At 71.1% G+C, this 18,422-nt stretch carries 13 protein-coding genes; 6 read left to right on the forward strand and 7 right to left on the reverse strand.

Annotated features, from left to right (window positions below):
- Positions 1–27: 27 nt before the first annotated feature.
- Entirely contained in the window at positions 28–1,815 is a 1,788-nt protein-coding gene (locus KF837_21050; GenBank protein MBX3229820.1) for a hypothetical protein, read from the forward strand.
- On the opposite strand, the gene KF837_21055 is transcribed toward KF837_21050, so the two are convergent.
- The 5 genes from KF837_21055 to KF837_21075 are packed head-to-tail and all read right to left on the reverse strand — an operon-like array spanning position 1,787 to position 9,133.
- Positions 1,787–2,821 (reverse strand): NAD(P)-dependent oxidoreductase, encoded by a 1,035-nt coding sequence (locus KF837_21055; protein MBX3229821.1) that lies wholly within the window; start codon positions 2,819–2,821, stop codon positions 1,787–1,789. The two genes, KF837_21050 and KF837_21055, sit on opposite strands and share 29 nt — an antisense overlap.
- Positions 2,818–4,758 (reverse strand): hypothetical protein, encoded by a 1,941-nt coding sequence (locus KF837_21060; protein ID MBX3229822.1) that lies wholly within the window; start codon positions 4,756–4,758, stop codon positions 2,818–2,820. Before KF837_21060 ends, KF837_21055 begins: the two co-directional genes overlap by 4 nt.
- Entirely contained in the window at positions 4,755–6,284 is a 1,530-nt protein-coding gene (locus KF837_21065) for an NAD(P)/FAD-dependent oxidoreductase (GenBank protein ID MBX3229823.1), read from the reverse strand. The genes KF837_21060 and KF837_21065 overlap by 4 nt, the downstream gene beginning before the upstream one ends.
- Before the next feature lie 33 nt (positions 6,285–6,317).
- Complete coding sequence (locus KF837_21070; GenBank protein MBX3229824.1) at positions 6,318–7,331, reverse strand: flippase-like domain-containing protein; 1,014 nt, start codon at positions 7,329–7,331, stop codon at positions 6,318–6,320.
- A gap of 32 nt (positions 7,332–7,363) precedes the next feature.
- Complete coding sequence (locus KF837_21075) at positions 7,364–9,133, reverse strand: hypothetical protein (protein ID MBX3229825.1); 1,770 nt, start codon at positions 9,131–9,133, stop codon at positions 7,364–7,366.
- A gap of 871 nt (positions 9,134–10,004) precedes the next feature.
- Here KF837_21075 and KF837_21080 point away from each other — a divergent pair.
- Positions 10,005–11,486, forward strand: coding sequence for a sigma-54-dependent Fis family transcriptional regulator (locus tag KF837_21080; protein MBX3229826.1), 1,482 nt, complete (start codon positions 10,005–10,007; stop codon positions 11,484–11,486).
- On the forward strand, positions 11,486–12,640 hold the full coding sequence (locus KF837_21085) for an SUMF1/EgtB/PvdO family nonheme iron enzyme (GenBank protein ID MBX3229827.1): 1,155 nt from the start codon (positions 11,486–11,488) through the stop codon (positions 12,638–12,640). Before KF837_21080 ends, KF837_21085 begins: the two co-directional genes overlap by 1 nt.
- Here the strand turns inward: KF837_21085 and KF837_21090 are convergent.
- Positions 12,618–14,882, reverse strand: a complete 2,265-nt coding sequence (locus KF837_21090) for a family 20 glycosylhydrolase (protein MBX3229828.1) — start codon at positions 14,880–14,882, stop codon at positions 12,618–12,620. The two genes, KF837_21085 and KF837_21090, sit on opposite strands and share 23 nt — an antisense overlap.
- Positions 14,883–15,071: 189 nt before the next feature.
- Between KF837_21090 and KF837_21095 the strand changes: the two genes are divergently transcribed.
- Genes KF837_21095 through KF837_21105 form a run of 3 tightly spaced genes read left to right on the forward strand, consistent with a single transcriptional unit; the run spans position 15,072 to position 17,813 of the window.
- Positions 15,072–16,055, forward strand: a complete 984-nt coding sequence (locus KF837_21095) for a hypothetical protein (GenBank protein ID MBX3229829.1) — start codon at positions 15,072–15,074, stop codon at positions 16,053–16,055.
- Between the two features lie 22 nt (positions 16,056–16,077).
- Positions 16,078–16,752 (forward strand): hypothetical protein, encoded by a 675-nt coding sequence (locus KF837_21100; protein ID MBX3229830.1) that lies wholly within the window; start codon positions 16,078–16,080, stop codon positions 16,750–16,752.
- Positions 16,749–17,813 (forward strand): hypothetical protein, encoded by a 1,065-nt coding sequence (locus tag KF837_21105; GenBank protein ID MBX3229831.1) that lies wholly within the window; start codon positions 16,749–16,751, stop codon positions 17,811–17,813. Before KF837_21100 ends, KF837_21105 begins: the two co-directional genes overlap by 4 nt.
- A gap of 126 nt (positions 17,814–17,939) precedes the next feature.
- On the opposite strand, the gene KF837_21110 is transcribed toward KF837_21105, so the two are convergent.
- Complete coding sequence (locus KF837_21110; GenBank protein ID MBX3229832.1) at positions 17,940–18,299, reverse strand: helix-turn-helix transcriptional regulator; 360 nt, start codon at positions 18,297–18,299, stop codon at positions 17,940–17,942.
- Between the last annotated feature and the right edge of the window lie 123 nt (positions 18,300–18,422).

The raw sequence follows: 18,422 nt of genomic DNA on the forward strand, positions 1-18,422 counted from the left end.
GCGCGCGCGAAGGCTCGCGCAGTCGACATGGCGAAGCCAGCGAGCTCCCGCAGCGCCCGTATCGCCGGCCTCGCGTCGGATCCGCTCGCGTGGATCCTGCTCGCGGTCCTCGTGGTGCACGCGGTCGGGATCGGGTGGGGGCTGCCCGCGACGGACGGCTGGGACAGCGACGGCGTCGCGCCGCGCGATTTCCTCCCCGGTCTGTATCGGACGTTCACGCCGGGCAGCTTCAACACGTATCCGCCGGTCCACCTCGTCGTCCTCGCGGTCCTGACGCTCCCGATCACGCTCGCCGGTTATCTCCGCGCGCCGGCGCACGACCTCCCTTCCCTCGTCGGCGAGCTCGTGCAGGTGCCGTACATGACGTCGATCGCGTACGTCGCGCGCTCGGCGTCGCTCGTGATGTCGGTGGCGATCGTCTATTTCCTCGCCCGCACCGCGGAGGAGATCGCGACCGCGCTGCCCGGCTCCACGCCGAGCGCGTCGCGTCGCGCGGGCTGGTGCACCGCCGCGTTCGCGGGCGTGAACGCGACGCTCGCGTATTACGCGAAGACGACGAACCTCGACGTGCCGTACCTCTTCTGGGCGACGTGGTCGCTCCTCGTCTTCGTCCGCGCCATCGTGCGCGCCGAGCCGCGGCTCCTCCGCCGCGCGTTCGTCCTCGCCGCGCTCGCGATCGGGACGAAGGACCAGGCCTATGCGCTGTTCGCGCTCTCGATCCCGATCGCGCTCGGTGGGTGGGCGTTCGCGGAGTCTTCGCTCTCGCGCCGCGGCGCGATCCTCCGCGAGGCCGCGATCGGCGCCGCGGTGGCGCTCGTGGTGTTGCTCGTCGTCGACAACGCGCTCCTGAACCCGTCCGGCTTCGCGGGCCGCCTCGCGTTCCTCCGCGGCAGCGCGAGCCAGGACTACGTCGAGTACACGAACGACTGGCCCGGCCGCTGGGGCCTCCTCGCCGACGCGTACCACCGCTTCCCGCGCCAGATGCCGAAGCCCCTCGGCGCCTTCGCCCTCGCCGCCGCCGGCTGGGCCCTCGCGCGCGCGCGCCGCTCGCGCGGGCCTGCCGTCGTCGCGGTCGCGGTGCCTCTGCTCGTGCTCGTGTCGTTCACGGTGGCGTTCAACTTCGTGGCGCGGCGCGCCGACGCGCGGTTCCTCCTCCCGCAGGCGTTGATGCTCGCGCCGTACGGCGGGCTCGCGCTCGCGCCGCTCGTGTTCGCGGCCGGCCGTACGCGCCGGCTCGTCGCGCAGGCGGTCGCGAGCGCCGGTCTCGCCGGCGGCCTCTTCACGTGCATCGCCGTCGCGGCGAACCTCCACCACGATCCCCGCTACGACGCGGAGGCGTGGCTCCGCGCGCACGTCGCGCCGGGCGACACGGTCGAGGTGTACGGCAAGAACGTGTATCTTCCACGCTTCACGGAGGTGCCCGACGCGCGCGTGCAGCGGGTCGGGCCGGAGCCGGTCGCGGGGCGGAACCCGCTGCCGGGCGTCACCGAGATCGAAGCGCCGTTCGAGGACGCCCCCGCGCGCGCGCCGCGCTTCATCGTCGTGCCGTACGCGTGGGTGTGGCGCTACCTCATTCGTCCGGACGACTTCTACCTCGGCGCCGGCCGGCAGCACGCGCCGACGCAGGAGCGCGACGCCGCGCAAGGAGGCGCGGTGGGGTGGTTCCGTCAGCTTCGTGACGACAAGGGGCCCTACCGCGTCGCGCACGTCTCCGACTACGACGGGAGCATCTTCCCGATCGTGCACGTCCACGGCACGACCGGCCTCCCGGTCTGGATCTACGAGCTCAGGACACCCACTTCAGCAGGCGAATGACGCCCATCTTCGCGCTCTGTTTGTGCGCGGAGACGTTGGTGCGGGCGGCGATGTCGTTCCGGTTGTCGGAGTAGTACTGGTACGCGCGGTAGAGCATCTCCTCGTTCGTCAGCGTCGGCGTCCAGTCGAGCTCGCGCGTGATCTTGGAGATGTCGAAGGAGAAGCTCTCCGCGATCATCTTGTAGTGGTACGGGCCGAGCGGGCTCACCTTCAGCTTGTGCGCGAGCTTCATCGCCGGGATCGTCAGGCCCTTCGGGAGCGACGCGATCTTCGACTTCGACCCCGCCTTGTCGATGACGTAGCCGTACACCTCGCGGAGCGACTTCACGTCCTTCGAGCCGATGCCGAAGAGCGCGGTGTTCCCGTACTCGGCCGCGCGGAGGAGCGCGTTGATGAGGTCCTGCGCGTAGATGAACTGGTAGCGGTTCGAGCCGTCGCCGACGACGTAGAGGCGCTTGTCGTCGTCGATGAACTCGAACAGGATCGAGAGGAGGCCGAGGCGACCCGCGTCGATGATGGTGGGGCAGCGGACGACGACCGCGTTCGTCTTCGTCGCGCCGAGGAGCGCCTTCTCGCCCTCCCACTTCGAGACGCCGTACACCTCGACCGGGTTCGGCGCGTCGTCCTCCGTGACGGGGCGATTGAAGCCCTCCGCCCAGAGGCAGTTCGACGACGTGAAGACGACGCGGCGCACGCCGTGCTTCTCCGCCATCTCGACGACCCGCTTCGTGCCGTCGACGTTGGAGGTCCAGAGGTGCTCCTGATCGACCTTGCCGTGCGCGAGGATCGCCGCGAGGTGGAAGACGACGTCGAAGTCGTGCTTCGCGAACGTCTGCTCCATCAGGTCCCGGTCGCGGATGTCGCCCTGGATCGAGGTGAGGTTCGGCAGCTCCTGCGCGTCGGGCTCGAGGTCGATGTTGACGACGTGCCACCCGTCGTCGCTCAGCCGCTTCGTCATCAAGCTGCCGAGGAAGCCGGAGCCTCCCGTCACGAGGGCGCGTTTCATGGCGCCTTCGGTACCACGTCGGCGAACTCGAGGTGAAGCACATCCGGGACCGTCGCCGTCGGCACGAACGTCACGTCCGGCCACGGGCTCGCCGGCACGCCGTGCCACACGACGAAGGGCGCGTGGAGGTAGACCTCGCGGCCCTCGGCGCGCCAGTAGTCGACGAGCTCGCGCAGGCCGTGGCCCCACTCCGGGAAGTGACCGATGTCGACGTAGCGCACGTCGTGCGTCGCCGTCGTCGTGAGGAGCACGTCGAACTGACCGAGGTTCCCGATGAGCGCGAAGCGACGCGGCACCGCCTCGCCGAAGCGATCGACCCAGTGGTCGCACCAGTATTTCCCCTCGTAGTGCGCGCGGAAGTCGTGACCGCACGCGATCCCGATCCCGAGCACCATCGCGGCGGCGATCGTCACGTGCGCGATCCGGGCGCGGCGGCGATCGTCCTCCTTCCGGAGCACCAGCAGCGTCGCGACGACGGCGCCGAGCGCGGCGGCGAGCGTGAGGACGAGGAGGATGACGCGCTTCAGGAGCACGTGGTCGGAGACGTTCCAGAAGTAGATCGCGAGGAGCGGACCCAGCGCCGCGGCGGCGAGGAACGCGGCGCGCGGGAGGCGGACGCGCTCGATGACGACGAACGCGGCGGTGAGCAGCGCCGGGAGCGCGGGGAGCGTGTAGCGGTGGTACGCCCACGGGAACCCGAACGCGTGCGTGTACGGCATGTTCGCGCGCGTGAGGAACGACGCGTAGAGCCCCACCGTCGGGAGGAGCAGCGCGGCGAGCGGCCAGCGGAGCTCGCGCCGCGCCGCGCGGAACGAGAGGACCGCGAGCGCGACGAGCGGGGTCGCCTGGAGCGTGGCCTTGTTCGTCCACCCGCCGATGAGCAGCCCGAGCTTGTCCTCTTCGCGCACGTACATCCACGGATCGAGGTCGAAGAAGCCGACGTCGACGAGGTAGCCGAAGCCGATCCCGAGGTAACGCGCGCCCTTCTCGTGCAGCGTCGGCTGGAGCCACGCGACCGCGAGCGCGGCCGCGAGCACGCCGATCCAGGCGAAGCGCTTCTTGCGCACGACGACGAGGAGCGCGACGACGACGAGCGTGAAGACGCCGATCGGGATCCCGTACTTCACCTGCGACGCGAGGTTCATCTCGGCGGGGCCGCACCACGGCGGCGGACCGTAGGAGATGGGGTTGAGCGACGAGAAGCGGACGCGGTTCAGGAGGCACACCGGCGCGAGGCCGCCCACGAACCCGGCGAAGGCGGGGCCCACCCGGCGCGCCGCGGCGCGGAGCGAGCGGCCCCCGTCGGGCGCGGGCGCGACGGCGATGACGGCGAGCGACGCCGCCGCCATCGGGAACGTGAGGACGTGCGCGGCCGTCGCCGCCGCCCACGCGAGCCCCGCGAGCGCGCCGGTGCGCGGGGACGAGTCGCCCGCCACGACGCGCACGCCGAAGTAGGTGCCGAGCGTCGCCATCAGGACCGCGAGCGGGAAGGCGGTCATCTCGAGCGATTTTCCCGGGAGCGGGGTCGACACGACGACGAGCGCCGCGGCGCCGACCGCGTACCACTCGTTCTTCACGAACCGCTTCGCGAGCGCGAACGTCGCGAGGACGATCGGGACGAGGAGCGCGAACGTGGCGCTCGAGACGCGGGCGAGGCCGAAGGCCTTCAGCACCGGCGCGAGGAGATAAGGATAGAGCGGGCTGTAGATGCCCCACACCATCCCGCGCGCCGGGGCGGCGTGGGGGACGACGAGCGGCCAGCGATCGAGCGGGCCGTTGTCCCAGTACGGCAGCCCGTGGTCCGCGACGCCGCGCATCATCTGCACGTAGGTGCGGACGTCGAGCGACTCGACGCTGTGTCCTCGATGCAAGAGCGCGCCGACGAGGAGGAGCGCGCAGAAGCCGGCGAGGACGTGCCGGGGCGTCGGCGCGGTCACGCGCCTTCGGTGCGGTTCACGACGCGGGTCGGGACCGCGCGGATCCCGGAGGTGCCGATCGTGGTCTCGGCGCCGGCCTTCCCGGCCTCGTGGTACTCGGCGTCCTGGTTCACCTCCCAGACGTCGTACACGCGCGAGCCGGCCGCGATGTTCTCCGCCGTCAAGAGCGCGGTCATCATCGCGTGGTCCTGGTTGTTGTACTTGTGCATGCCGTTGCGCCCGACCGGGTAGAGCGTGGGGAACCTCTGCTCCATCTCGCTCCGCACCGTCTCGACGTTCTTCGTGTAGTCGTCGTCGTAGACGGGGTACGCCTTCACCTGGCGGACGACGCAGCCGTCCGTGACGTCGCTCTCCTTCGCGAGGCCGATCTTCGCGAGCTCCTTCGTCGCGAGCTTCACGAGGTCCTCGTCCTTCATCGACCAGAGGCCGTCGTTCTCGAAGCAGAAGTACTCGAGGCCGTAGCAGGCCATCTTCGGATCCGGGATCATCTCCGGCGACCACGACTTGAAGTTCTGGATGCGCCCGACCTTCACGTTCGGGTCGTGGATGTAGATCCAGTTGTCGTCGAAGAGGTTCTTGTCCTCGAGGATGAGCACGACGGTGATGAAGTCGCGGTACTTCAGCGCGTTCGCCGCCTTCGTCGCCTCCGCGGAGAGCTTCGGCGCGAGCGCGTTCGCGACCTCGCGGAGCGGGGCGGAGGAGATCACGGCGCGCGCTTCGAGCTCGCCGGTGGTGCCGTCCTTGCGCGTGAAGCCGATCTTCCAGCTCCCGCGGTCCGCGCTGTAGTCGAGCGACTCGGCGCGGCAGCCCATCTCGACGGTCCCGCCGAGGCCCTTCACCTTCTCCGCGCACGCCTCCCAGAGCATGCCCGGGCCCTTGCGCGGGTAGCGGAAGGTGTCGATGAGCGTCTTGATGACGCCCTTCTTGTCGGCCTGGTTCTTCGGCTTCCTCTGCGGGACGAGCGCGTGCTTGATCGCGCCGGAGAGCGAGAGGCCCTTGATGCGCTGCGCCGCCCAGTCGGCGCTGATCTCGTTGCAAGGCATCCCCCAGACCTTCTCGGTGTAGGTCTTGAAGAAGATCCGATAGAGCCGCGAGCCGAACTCGTTCGTGACCCAGTCCTCGAGGTTGGTAGGCTTCGGCGTCGGGAACGCGCGCGCCTTCGCGTAGGAGAGGACGCAGTGCGCGGCCTCGATCGGGCCGAGCTTCACGAGCGCCTCCGCGCCCTTGAGCGGGTAGGCGAAGAACTGACCGTTGTAGAAGATGCGCGACGACCGCGGGCGGTCGAGCATGTCGTCGGGGAGGATCTCGGTCCAGAGGTCCTCGATCTCCTTCGACTTCGAGAAGAAGCGATGGCCGCCGATGTCGAAGTGGTAGCCCTTGTACTTCGCCGTTCGCGAGATGCCGCCGACGTACTCGGGGTCGGCCTCGAGCACCGTCACGGGGATGCCCTTCTTCGACAGCGCGTACGCCGCCGTCAGCCCGGCAGGGCCGGCACCCAAGATCGCGACGGGGAGACCGCTGGTCATGGCGCGCCCTCATAGCGGCGACGCTCTGCGTGGTCAATCGCCGCCGCGGGCGGCGCCGGCCCGAATCTCGCGAAATGACAGGCCAACTCGGCCGAGGCTCACGAAGCCGAGCGCGATCAACGCGAGCTGCGCGCCGAGGCTCCACACGAAGACGAAGGCGACGGCGACGCTCTCGTCGATCCCGAACGGCACGACGAGCGCGCTCGTCGCGAAGCCCTGCACGATGCCGAGCCCCCCCGGCGCGGAGGGCAGCGCGCCGCCGAGGTTGCCGATCACGACGACGAGGCCGGCCTGCTCGAAGGTCCCCTCCGGGAGGAACGCCTTCATGCAGAGCCAGCAGAACGCGATCGTGAGGAGCCACACGACCGCGGTCAAGAGGAGGGTCGGCGCGAGGATCCGCGGCGCGCCGATCGCCTGGAGCGACTCGCGGATCTGCGTCAGCTTGGAGGTGACGGCCTTCGCGCGCGCCTCGCCGAAGCGCGCGAGCCGCCGCTCGAGCAGGCGCTCGATCGCGGCGCCCTTCACGACGACGACGACGGCGGCGACGAGGGCGAGGACGACGGCGGCCGAGCCGATCGTGGCCGCGCGCGTGAACGCGGGGCGCATCGGGATCCGCAGCGCGAAGCCGGCGAAGAGGAGCAGCACCGCGGCGAGGTCGACGAGGCGCTCGGCGATCACGATCGACATCGCGCGCGTCAGCGTGATGCCGCCGCTCTTCGAGATGACGTAGCCGCGCGCGAGCTCGCCGACGCGGAGCGGGAGCGTCATGTTGAAGAAGTACCCGATGATGTTCGCGTGCCACGTCGCCCAGAACGGCGTCTTGCCGAGCATGAGCGACCAGCGCCACGCGCGGACGAGGAACATCACGAAGAACACCGCGGCCGCGAGGACGAGCCAGCCGCTGTGCGCGCCCGCGATCGCGGTCCCGAGATCGCGCAGGCGCACGCGCCAGAAGAGGAGGAGGAGCGCGACGACGCTCGAGAGCGCCCCGATCCAGATCGGCCTGTTCGATGGCCTGCTCGACGTCGCCGGCTCTGCCGCTTCCACGCGCCGGCTCGTAGCACCGGCGCGGAGCGCCGTCAGTGCTTCCGGCGCGCGCCCGCGTCTTTCGCCGGCGCGCCCGCGTCGGGGGCGCTCGGCTCGGGCTCGGGCTCGGGTTTCGGCGGCGGCTCGGGGCTCGGCGGCGGCGGGGCCGCGGCGTCGTCGCAATTGTCGATTGACTTTGGTCCGCCGACAACGACGAGATCGCCGCTCTTGGCGACTTGCTCGGTGCACTTCGCGAGGCGATGCGGCGTCGCCGCGCTGCCGATCCAGAGGTGGAAGGGCTTCACGAGGTTCGTGTCGGCGCGCGCGCTCCCGAGGCGCCTCCGTTCCTTGTCGGTGGTGCGCACGTCGAAGCGGTCCTTCTCGAGCTCGAGGAAGAAGCCGAGCGCGAGGTCCTCGTGCGCGTCGAGGTGGACGACGGGGGTGAGCCCCTCCTTCTGGAGCTTCGTCTTGAGCGCGCCGTAGGCGGCGGTGATGTCGGGGCGGAGCTGGGGCTGCGAGCCGGGCCCGGCGGGGTGCCTCGCGAGCGAGAGCCGCTGGAGCGACGCGGTCGTCACCGCGCCCGCGAGCGCGACGATGATGAGGGGGGTCGCCGCGACGTTGCTGACCTTCGGGAAGCGGAGGAGCGCGGCGCCGAGCGCGGAGAAGACGGTCGCGAAGATTCCGATCCACAGGACGCTGCTCGCCGCCGACGTCCAGAAGACGATGAACGGCGCGTTCGTGCCGGCGACGGCGGTGAGGGAGAGGATCGCGAGCGCGTCCGCGAGCGCGCCGACGCCGAGGAGCCCGAGGCTCGCCGCGTCCTTGCGCTTCGCCGCGATCATCGAAGCCGTCACCGCGGCGCCGACGTGGATGCTCGCCATGAGCGCGGGGAACGTCGAGGTCCCGACGTACATCTCGTCGGTGCTCGCCATCACCGGCACGAAGTCGTCCTTGAGGAGCGAGAGGCGGGCGACGCGGTAGGGCAGCCACGCCATCATCGTCATCCACTCTTGCGTCGCGGCGCCGATCGACACCCACGGCGTGCTGCGATCGGTGAAGAAGCCGATCGCGCGCTGGATGTTGCCGGCCTGGGCGGCGACGATCGTCTCGACGATGGGGGGGACGAAGAGGATGAGGCCGATGCAGCCGGCGATCCCGAGGCGCCAGCGCTGCGCGAGCACGTCGGGGCGAGTCTCCTTCCGCGTGACGACGAAGAAGGAGACGACGGCGGCGGCGGTGACGACGAGGAACACGAGCGCGGTCGCGACGTGCGTCTGCAGCGCGAAGACGCCGAACACGAGCGCGGGATAGGCCGCGCCGCTCTTGCCGCGCGCGACCATCGCCGCGTTGAAGAGGAAGGCGGCGAGCGGGAGGACGACGACGTGCGGCGGCCACGGGCTCGCGGCCACGCTCCCGAACGCGGCGAACCACGCGAGGACGACGAAGAGCGCCGCGATCGCGTGCGCGCGCCGCGCGAACAGCCGCGCCCCCGCCGCGATGCCGGCGGCCGCCGCCGCGTTGACGAGGGTGGCGGCGAAGTAGACGCCGGTCGCGGCGTTGCCGAACGCCGCCTGGAACGGCGCCGCGAAATAGAAGAAGAAGGGCCCAAGATGAGAGAAGCCGAACCGCGTCGGCGCCCCGACCAGCGTCTCCCCCGTCCACACATGACGCGTCGCGTGCTCGACGACCGCGATGTCCCCGGTGAGCCCGAACCGCGGCACGCCCACCCGAAGAAGAAACGTAAAATACGGCACCAGCGGCAAAATCGCAAGGAGCCCGAGCGCCGTCGCCTCGATCCAGCGATTGCGTCGTGCCCTCTTCACGCTCGTGCGTTCTTCGGTCATCGGTCCGGCGCTGGCGTTCTGTCGGTGTCGCTCTCAGCGGGGCTGGAGTCTATATCACTCAACGTCGGGGGCTTCGCCCCCGACACCCCCACCCCAGACACGGCCCTCGCGCTGCGCGCTCGGGGCGCTTCGCGCCCGCTGTCGCGGCCGCTTCTGGGGCCCCTTCTGGATGTCGGGACGAAGCGCGAGCCGCTGCGGCGATCCGGCGGGGGCGCGCCGCGCCGCGAGGCCCCGCGACCCCAGACACGGCCCTCGCGCTGCGCGCTCGGGGCGCTGCGCGCTCGGGGCGCTTCGCGCCCGCTGTCGCGGCCGCTCTGGGGCCCCTTCTGGATGTCGGGACGAGGCGCGTCCGGAAGCGCGAGCCGCTGCGGCGATCCGGCGGGGGCGCGCCGCGAGGCCCCGCGACCCCAGACACGGCCCTCGCGCTGCGCGCTCGGGGCGCTTCGCGCCCGCTGTCGCGGCCGCTTCTGGGGCCCCTTCTGGATGTCGGGACGAAGCGCGTCCGGAAGCGCGAGCCGCTGCGGCGATCCGGCGGGGGCGCGCCGCGAGGCCCCGCGACCCCAGACACGGCCCTCGCGTTTCGCGCTCGGGGCGCTGCGCGCTCGGGCGCTTCGCGCCCGCTGTCGCGGCCGCTCTGGGGCCCCTTCTGGATGTCGGGACGAGGCGCGTCCGGAAGCGCGCGAGCCGCTGCGGCGATCCGGCGGGGGCGCGCCCCGGGGCCCCGCGACCGCGGCCGCGAATGCGGTTGCGAAGCAACCCGAGCGCGCAGCGCGAGGGCCGTGGTCGCGGGGTGGGGGTGTCGGGGGCAAAGCCCCCGACGTTGAAAACCCTATGGTAGGCTGGGCGGGCGATGCTTCCCGAGAAGAAGCAGGTGCTGATCGTCGATGACGAGCCGAACCTGCGGAAGATCCTGGCCGCTCAGCTCTCGCGCGACGGCTATGACGTGCTCCTCGCCGAGGACGGCGAAGAGGGGCTCGCGCTCCTCCGCGAACATCACATCGACCTCGTCGTCACCGACCTCCGCATGCCGAAGATCGACGGGATGACGCTCCTGCGCGAGGCGCTCGCGGAGCAGCCCGAGCTCCCGATCGTCATGATCACCGCGCACGGCACGGTGGACACCGCGGTCGAGGCGCTGAAGCTCGGGGCCTTCGACTACCTCACGAAGCCGTTCGACAAGGACGAGGTCCGCGCGATCGTCGGCAAGGCGCTGAAGACGCGCGAGCTCGCAGGGGAGGAGCCGTCGGCCGCGATCCCGGTCGCCACGTCGGCGAGCGCGGACTCGACCGCCGAGATCGAGAAGACGGAGGGGGCGCGGTTCGGCATCATCGGCCAGTCGGCGGGGCTCACCGAGCTCTACGCCGTCCTCGAGCGCGTCGCGGACTCGCCCACCACCGTCCTCATCACCGGCGAGAGCGGCACCGGGAAGGAGCTCGTCGCGCGCGCGCTCCACGATCACTCGTCGCGCCGCGGAAAACCCTTCATCAAGGTGAACTGCGCCGCGATCCCGAAGGAGCTGATCGAGAGCGAGCTCTTCGGCTACGAGCGCGGCGCCTTCACCGGCGCGGTCACGAGCAAGCCGGGGCGCTTCGAGCTCGCCAACGGCGGCACGCTGTTCCTCGACGAGATCGGCGAGATCCCGGTCGAGATGCAGGTGAAGCTCCTCCGCGCGCTGCAGGAGAGCGAGTTCGAGCGCGTCGGCGGGATCAAGACGATGCGCGTCGACGTGCGCCTCGTCGCGGCGACGAACCGCGACCTGAAGAAGCTCATCGCGCAGGGCGCGTTCCGCGAGGACCTCTTCTACCGCCTGAACGTCGTGTCGATCCGGCTGCCCGCGCTGCGCGAGCGCGCGAGCGACACGCCGCTCCTCGTCGGTCACTTCCTCAAGAAGTTCAACGAGCGGCTGAAGAAGAACGTCACCGGCGTCGAGCCCGAGGCGCTCGACCTCCTCAGCGCGTACACGTGGCCGGGCAACATCCGCGAGCTCGAGAACGTGATGGAGCGCGCGGTCCTCTTCTGCGACGCGTCGAAGCTCCGGGTCGAAGACCTCCCGAGCGAGCTCCGCGGCCCCGGCGCGATGTCGGGCGCGACGCCGCTCCCGATGACGGTGGAGGCCGGCGTCGATCTCGCGTCGCTCTCGGGCGAAGGCGGCCTCAAGGAGCACGTGAAGGTCGCGATGAGCCGCCTCGAGCGGGACCTCGTGAGCCGCGCGCTCAAGCAGACCAACAACAACGTCACCCACGCCGCGCGCCTCCTCAAGATCTCGCGCAAAGGCCTCCAGCTCAAGATGAAGGAGCTCGGGCTCCGGGAAGCGAACGACAAGGGCGACTGATGCGGCGCGCGCGGCTCATAGCGATCGCGATCGCGATCGGCGGCGTCGCTTGCTCGACCAAGCCGAAGACCCGCGCCGTCGCGGAGACCGAGGCGGGACCGCGCCCCGAGAAGACCGCGTCGTGGCCGCTCGGCAGCGACCTCGGCGCGCCGCGGCCCGGCATGGCGTTCATCCCCGCCGGCACGCTCCACGCGGGCACGCACCCCGATCGCGCGCCGCGCATCGCCGACGAAGAGATGGCCGGCGTCGCCGTCGAGATGGGTGGATTCTACATCGATCTCCTCCCCTGGCCGAACGAGCCGAACGCGATCCCCACCACCAACGTGTCGCGCGACGAGGCCGAGCAGCTCTGCGTCCAGAAGCAGAAGCGCCTGTGCACCGAGCTCGAGTGGGAGCGCGCGTGCAAGGGCCCCGAGAACACGACCTACGAGTACGGCGACGCGTACCGCCGCGAGCCGTGCGGGACCGGCGTCGCGCTCGAGCAGGCCGCGCGCCGCCCCTCCGGCGAGCACGCGCAGTGCAAGAGCAAGTTCGGCGTCCTCGAGCTGCACGGCGGCGCGTGGGAGTGGACGTCGAGCGGGTGGGGCCGCGCGTCGAAGGACGCGGCGCAGGGCGTGCTCCGCGGCGGCAACTCCACCGCCGGCGAGCTGGTGGGGCGCTGCGCGAACGCGATCGCGCGCGACCCGGCGAAGAAGGCGCCGACGATGGGCTTCCGCTGCTGCGCCGGCCCGAAGAGCATGGCCGAGGTGCACCTCGAGCTCCAAGGCACCCCCGGCTTCGGGATGGTGCCGTCGTCGACGCTCGGTCACGTCGCGTCGGTCGCGCTCTCCGACGCGATCGGCTGCGCCGCCGCCGACGTCCCGAGCGACAAGGCGCACGGCTGGCAGTGGGTGCCGGTGCCGAACGAGGACCTCCGCGTCTTCGTCGGCTGCGCCAACCCGACGTCGTCCACCGGCGCGGGGTGCGGCGTCGGCATCACGCGCGGCGACATGCTCCTCGCGAAGGTCGCGACCGGCACCACGATGCCGGAGGTCGCGCGCAACGGCACGCCGCGCCACCTCCGCGTCCGCGGCGTCGACGCGCGCGGCACCTTCAGCCGCGAGATCACCTACGTCTACGGCCGCATCGAGATCACGGAGCCGAAGCGCCCCTGACCCCGGCGATTTCGAGCGGCGCGCGGCCGCTCGGGCCGGCGACGACGATCTCGAGCTTCCGGTCCTCCGTGCCCTGGAGGTACGTGACGCGCACGGCGTGCAGACCGGCCGCGAGCGCGATCTCGCCGTCGGCCTCGCGCGGCCACGGGTCGGTGTCGACCTCCGCGACGAGCTCGCCGTCGACCTCGATCCGCGCGGCGTCGTCGCCGACGATCTCGAAGCGATGGATCCCCGTCTCGGCGATCTTCACCACCGCGTCGAAGACGAGCGCGAAGTGATCGCGCTTCATGCGGCCGCCGAGCGCGCGCGCCGCGGCCTCGAGCGAGACGCCGTCGGTCTCGACCTCGGCGAGCGGGCTCGCGATCTCGGCGAGCTTCGCGAACCGGCCCTCGTAGTAGCGAACGCGCGGCGCGCTCGCCGTCGCGACGGCGGGCCGCGGCGTCTCCTTCACGAAGAGGGCGCGCACCGGCTTGCTCGCGCGGCCGCTCGGGAGGAAGAGCGCCGTCGTCAACGTCGTCGTGTCGATGATCGAGAGCGGATCGCGATAGCGCGGCGAGGCGGGCGTCGGGATCGAGCCATCACGCGTGTAGCGGACGACGCCGTCCGGATAGAAGAGCGGCGTCTCGAGGACGACCTTCCGCACGTCGAGGACCACGCTCCGCGGGCGCGTGCCCCCCGGCGGCTCGACGAAGTAGCGGACGCCGGACGCGTCGAGCATCGGACGCTGGAGGCGCGATCGCGTGATGAGCTCGTGCGCGGGGCGCCTCCCGGTCCATAGCGTCTCCGCGTGCACCGCCATGCGCGGGAGCACCAGCGTGTCGATGTCCTCCTGCGTCGTGACGTACTCCGTCCAGAGCGCGGCCTCGCCGCCGAGCACGTGGGGCGCGGGCTCGACGTCGAAGCCGTGCACGAGCGGCCAGGAGAGGTGACCGAGGTGGCCCGGCTCGAGCTCGCGCCGCCCCGACTGGCGGAAGTTGAAGTAGAGCGCCTGGTACGGCGCGAAGACGGTGTCGAAGCCGCGCTGCACCGCGAGCTCTCCGCGCTCCTTCGACTGCCACGCCACGACGACGGGTGGGTTCCTCGCCGGACCGTTCGGGAGCGCCTCGTCCCACACCATCGGCCGCCGCTTCGACGCGGCGAGCATGTCGAAGACGCGCTGCATGAAGACGTGCTCGAGCCCGATCGCGTCGACGTTCGCCGCCTTCATCGCGGCGCGGCACTTCGGGCACGCCTCCCAGCGCGTGGGCGGGACCTCGTCGCCGCCGACGTGGATGAGACGCGACGGGAAGGCCGCGACGACGTCGCGCAGCATCTCCTCCACGAGCGTGTACGAGCCTTCGTTCCCGGCGCAGAGCACGTCGTCGAAGACGCCCCACGTCCGCGGCGTCTCCTGCTTCTCGCCGGTGCACGACAGCTCGGGGTGCGCGGCGAGGACCGACCGCGTGTGCCCCGGCATCTCGATCTCGGGGATCACCGTGACGCCGCGCGCGCGCGCGTGCTCGACGACGGCCTCCACGTCGGCGGCGGAGTACGCGCCGTCGGCGGACTTGAGCTCGGGGTGGCTCGGGAGATCGAGGCGGAAGCCCTGGTCGTCGGTGAGGTGCCAGTGGAAGACGTTGAGCTTGTAGAATGCAAGCATGTCGACGTAGCGCTCGACGACGGCGCGATCGAAGAAGTGGCGCGCGACGTCGAGGTGCATCCCGCGGAACGCGTGGCGCGGCTCGTCCTCGATCCGGACGCACGGCAAGGTCCAGCGATCGCCCGGCCCGAGCGGCGGCGTCGGCATGCCGATCCTCCGCGCGCCCGCGAGCTGGGCGATCGTCTGCGCGCCGTAGAAGAGGCCGCCGCGCCCGCGCGCGGACACGGTCGGCTTTCGGCCGGGGCCGATCTCGAGCACGTAGCTCTGCTCGTCGATCGGCAGCGGGCCCTCGGCCGGATCGTGGACGACGCCGCCGGTGTATACGAGGTCGATGTCGGCCGCGCCCCCGCCGACGGCGCTCTCCGGCAAGCCGAGCCAGCGCGCGAGCTGCGACGCGACCTCGCGTGGCCCGCCGATCCGCGTGTGCGCGTCGATGACGAACGGCTCGCCGCATCGCGCGTAGTCCCTCCGCGCGCGCGGCAGGAGCGGAAGCTCGAGCGACGGCTCCTCGATCGCCGGCCGCGGCGTCGCCGACGGCGTGTGCCCGCACGCGATCGCGAGCGTGATGCCCGCGAGCAAGGCAAGACGCAGATGTCTCGGCACACGCGGATGTTACCCGAGCCGCGCGCCGGGATTTCCCATCGATCGCGAGTGCGACTATCGTGGCTCACGTCAGGGGAGCTTTCCATGAACCGTCTGCTTTCGTTGTTCGTCGCTGCGCCGATCGCGCTCGCCACCCTCGTCGGCTGCCCCGGCGATCCCGAGACCCACGAGCCGCTCACGCCGAGCAACCTGAGCGCGCCGCTCTCGGGCGAGGGCTTCCAGTTCCGGACGCCGCTCTTCCAGGTCGGCCCCGGCGAGGAGGTGCAGGACTGCTACTTCTACAAGGTCCGCGACCTCGCGCGGAGCGGCGGCCTCGACGAGAACCAGCCGGTGAACCTCCACCGCGTCCAGATGGTGCAGCGCGACGGCTCGCACCACATGAACCTGTTCCGCGTCCGCAGCATCGTCGGGCTCGATCCGAACGCCGGGACGTTCCACCACGGCATCAACGGGCAGGGCGAGTGCTTCAAGAGCCCCAACTGGGCGGACTGGCCGCTCGTCGCGAACACGCAGCAGGACGGCGAGGTCGACTGGACCTTCCCCGAGGGCGTCGCGAACGTCTTCGAGCCCGACGAGTGGATCATGCTCCAGACCCACTACGTCAACGCCGGCTCGCAGAAGACGCCCGACGCCGCCGAGGTCGCGGTGAACTTCCATACGATCCCGGCGGACAAGGTCGTCCACCAGATGGGCACGCTCTTCGCGACGAAGCAGTCGATCCGCGTCTGCAAGAGCAACCCCACCCCCGAGTTCAGCGGCACCTGCCAGTTCAAGAACCCGAACCAACCGGTGCACGTCATCGGCGCGAACGGCCACTTCCACGGCCGCGGCCGGATCTTCGACATGTTCAGCTGGGACGGCGTCTCGATCCAGAAGCCGGGCGACGCCGATCGCTTCTACCGCTCCGAGACGTGGGACGATCCGCCGATGAAGCGCTCGCCGGAGCTCGACCTCGAGGTGAAGCCGGGCGGCGGCGTGTTCTACACCTGCGGCTTCCAGTGGCGCATGCCGCCGGAGGAGGCCGGCGGCTGCAAGACGCTCGACGACAAGGACAAGAGCGAGGACAAGGACTGCTGCTACACGTTCGGCCCGATCGTCGAGACGAACGAGCACTGCAACATCTTCGTCTACTACTGGCCGAAGCAGGAGACCGGCGACGTCTTCTGCAACTAGAGCCGCGCTCGGCCTCTCGTTCGTGACGGCTCCGCTCCTCACCGTCCTCGGCGGATGCCCGGGTGACGATCCTCCCGCCGTGCCCGCGCCGGTCGAGGCGGCGGCGGACGCGCCGCTCGCGAGCGTGTGCCCTACCGGCTACCTCGGCGATCCCGCGGCGGAGCCGATCCTCGAGCTCCGCGCGCTGCGCGCCGACGGGACCGACGTGCCGCTGAACGACGGCGACGACCTCGCGGTCCTCTTCCCGCCGCAGGGCGGCCGCGTCGCGTTCGTCGGCGTGCGCGTCCTCAACGTCGACGGGTGTGCGGCGCAGATCATCGGCGCGCTCCGCGATCCGGCGACGAAGCAGGTCCGGCTCGACGGCCGCACCGTGAACCTGCGGCGGCAGGACGACGGCTGGGGCGTCACCGGACGCGGGACCGCGACGAACATCGAAGATTCCGACGAAATCGGTGATTACTCCAACGTGCCGCTCTGCCCCAACCAGTGGGCCGATCGCGACGTCTTCGATCAGCCCTTCGAGCTCGAGCTCGTGCTCACCGATCGGCGGCAGAAGACGGCGTCGAAGAAGATCACGGTCGTCCCGCGCTGCGCCGAGCCGGGCGCGAAGGAGGTCGCGTGCAAGTGCCTCTGCCGGAGCGGCTACGTGCTCGGCGAGACGTGCGGCGAGGACGCGGGAGCGGAGGGCGGGACATGAACCGAAGCGCGCTCGCCTTCGTGCTCCTCTGCGTCGCCTGCGACGGCGACGATCCGCCGCGCCCCGCGACCGACGCGGGCGCCGACGTCGAGGCGGGGCCGGCCGCCGCGTGGAGGACCGTCCTCTCGGAGCTCGACGGCACGCTCCTCTCGGTGTGGGGCTCCTCCGAGCGCGACGTCTGGGCGGTCGGCGGTCCGCTCGGCAACGCCGGCTTCGAGTCGCTCGTCGTGCGGTTCGACGGCACGGTGTGGCGCCGCCTGAAGCCGGGGAAGAGCGAGTCGTTCTGGTGGGTGCACGGCACCGGCCCGAGCGACGTGTGGCTCGTCGGCGAGAAGGGCCGCGTTACGCACTGGGACGGGGCTGCGTTCACGGAGGTGCCCTCCGGCACGGACGCGACGCTCTTCGGGGTGTGGGCGGCCGCGCCGAACGACGTCTGGGCGGTGGGAGGGACGCCGGAGTCGGCGACGGGCGCGAACGACGTCGTGCTGCACTGGGACGGAGCGACGTGGAAGCTGGAGGCGCCGCCCGCGCAGAAAGTTGCATTCTACAAGGTGTGGGGCTCCAGCCCGTCGGATCTCTACGTCGTCGGCGAGGCCGGCGTGATCTGGCATCGCGTGCAAAATGCATGGAAACGCGAGGGGGAGGGTGTCGCGACGGGGCGGCTCACGACCGTGTTCGGCTGCTCCGCGACGGAGGTCTACGCCGTGGGCGGGCGCGATCTCCTCGTGTCGGACGGCGCGACGTGGAGGCGCGCGGAGATCGATCCGCTGCTCGTCCTGAACGACCTCAACGGCGTCTCGTGCGGTCGCGGCGGCGTCGTCGTGGTCGGCGGCGGGAGCTTGAAGCTGCGGCTCGTGACGAGGTCCGACGGAACAAGAGGATGGGAGACCGACTTCGGCAGCGAGCCGCTCGTCGATCTCCACGGCGCCTGGGCCGATCCGACGGGCGCCTTCTGGGGCGCCGGCGGCCAGTTCACGGCCGCGCCTCGCCCCAACACAAAGCGCCAGGGCGCGCTCGCACGCTACGCCCCCGACGCCATCTCACCCCTGCTCGTTCCGTGACCGAGACCCCCACGCCGCGATCGAGACTCTCTCGGGGGGTCCGGGGGCGTCGGAGCGCGCCCCGCGCGCGAAGAAACCCCCGGCGGGAGAGCTCGAGAGGGCAGAGCCCTCTCGAACAAGCCAGCCTCAGCCGGCGATCGCGCGGCGTTTGGTCGTCGTGCGACGGGTCGCGGTCGGTCCCGCGCCGCTGACGGGCGTGACGAGCGCTTCGAGGTCGATCGTCAGCGCGCCGCAGATGCGGTTCGCGACGAAGAGGGACGGTCCCAGCTCTCCGCGCTCGAGCCGCGCGATGTAGTTCGGAGACAAGCCTGCCTTCTCTGCGAGGAGCGCCTGGGTCCAGCCGTGCTCCTGACGGGACCGCCGAATCGCCTCGCCCACCGTGACGTTGAACGAGCGATGCTCGTCCTGTTCGTCGCCCGCAGCGCCGCCGGTTGCAGGGCGCTGGTCCGGATCGAATTTGGGCCTCCGCCCGCTCTCTTGTCCCACGCAACAACGCTAGCTCCATGCGCTCTCGTTCGCAGGTGAAAAGCTGTGTCGCTCGGGATGCGACAGAGGGGCCGCCGGTGCGTGCGGCGGCACGCGCTGCGGGGCGGATTCCTCGCATGACTC

It is taken from the genome of Labilithrix sp. (genome assembly GCA_019637155.1).
GTDB lineage: Bacteria > Myxococcota_A > Polyangia > Polyangiales > Polyangiaceae > Labilithrix.